2 protein-coding genes are annotated in these 1,038 nt (G+C 41.6%); both read left to right on the top strand.

Annotated elements, in window-relative coordinates; genetic code table 11:
* On the top strand, nucleotides 1-514 hold a 514-nt coding region (locus SPADD19_RS12825; protein WP_241496537.1), incomplete at its 5' end, for a Cna B-type domain-containing protein.
* A gap of 254 nt (nucleotides 515-768) precedes the next feature.
* Nucleotides 769-1,038 carry a 30S ribosomal protein S15 gene (gene rpsO / locus SPADD19_RS07505; protein WP_003004251.1) on the top strand — a complete coding sequence of 90 codons (270 nt, stop codon included), beginning with the start codon at nucleotides 769-771 and terminating at the stop codon, nucleotides 1,036-1,038.

The raw sequence follows: 1,038 nt of genomic DNA, 5'->3' as shown, positions 1-1,038 counted from the left end.
GGAAGTAGCGGTTAAGAAGATCTGGGATGATAAGGAAAATAAAGACGGTCTTCGTCCTGAAAAAATCACAGTTCGTCTCCATGCAGATGGTCAAGAAGTGGCTGTAAAAGAAATCACAGCTACTGATAATTGGCAGGCAAGCTTCACGGATCTACCTGTATACAAGGAAGGTAAGAAGATTACCTACACCATTACAGAGGATTCAGTAGATGGTTATACAACAATTATTGATGGTTTCACGGTAACCAACCGTCATACGCCACCAACAACACCACCGACCACTCCACCAAGTACACCGCCAACAACACCACCGACCACTCCACCAACAACACCTCCTACAACACCGCCAAGCAAGCCGGAAAAACCAGAAACTCCAACCACACCAAGAGAAGGAAAGAAAAAAATTCTCCCGTCAACTGGTGAAGTTGTTGCATACGGGTTGACCATACTCGGTGCACTTTTAGCAGTTTTTGCATTGGCTTTGCTCTTGCGTGGTAAACGGAAAGAAAAATAAGATTCATACCATTAAAAGACAAATATCCTAAAAGATATTTGTCTTTTTGAACAACTTGCTAGAAGAATGCTCCATCAAACCGTTCAAATTCTTGAGGTTCATCTTAAAAATCCATCTTGAAGGAAACATAAGTGTTTGACAGAAAGATGAAATCTTGATAGAATAAGAAGGTCGAATAGACAACTAACTCTTTCTTGGTAGCAGGATATGCCAAACCTGTCACTCGGATAGAGCATAAAGAAAAGGAGCTTATCATGGCAATCTCAAAAGAGAAAAAAAATGAAATCATTGCACAATACGCACGTCACGAAGGTGACACTGGTTCAGTAGAGGTTCAAGTTGCTGTCCTTACTTGGGAAATCAACCACTTGAACGAACACATCAAACAACACAAAAAAGACCACGCTACTTACCGTGGTTTGATGAAGAAAATCGGTCGCCGTCGTAACTTGTTGGCTTACCTTCGTACAAACGACGTTAACCGTTACCGTGAGTTGATCAACTCTCTTGGACTTCGTCGTTAA

Source organism: Streptococcus parasanguinis (genome assembly GCF_001578955.1).
In the GTDB taxonomy this organism is placed as follows: Bacteria; Bacillota; Bacilli; order Lactobacillales; family Streptococcaceae; genus Streptococcus; species Streptococcus parasanguinis_U.
The sequence above is the reverse complement of the archived record's forward strand: the minus strand, read 5'-3'. Positions and strand labels throughout refer to the sequence as shown.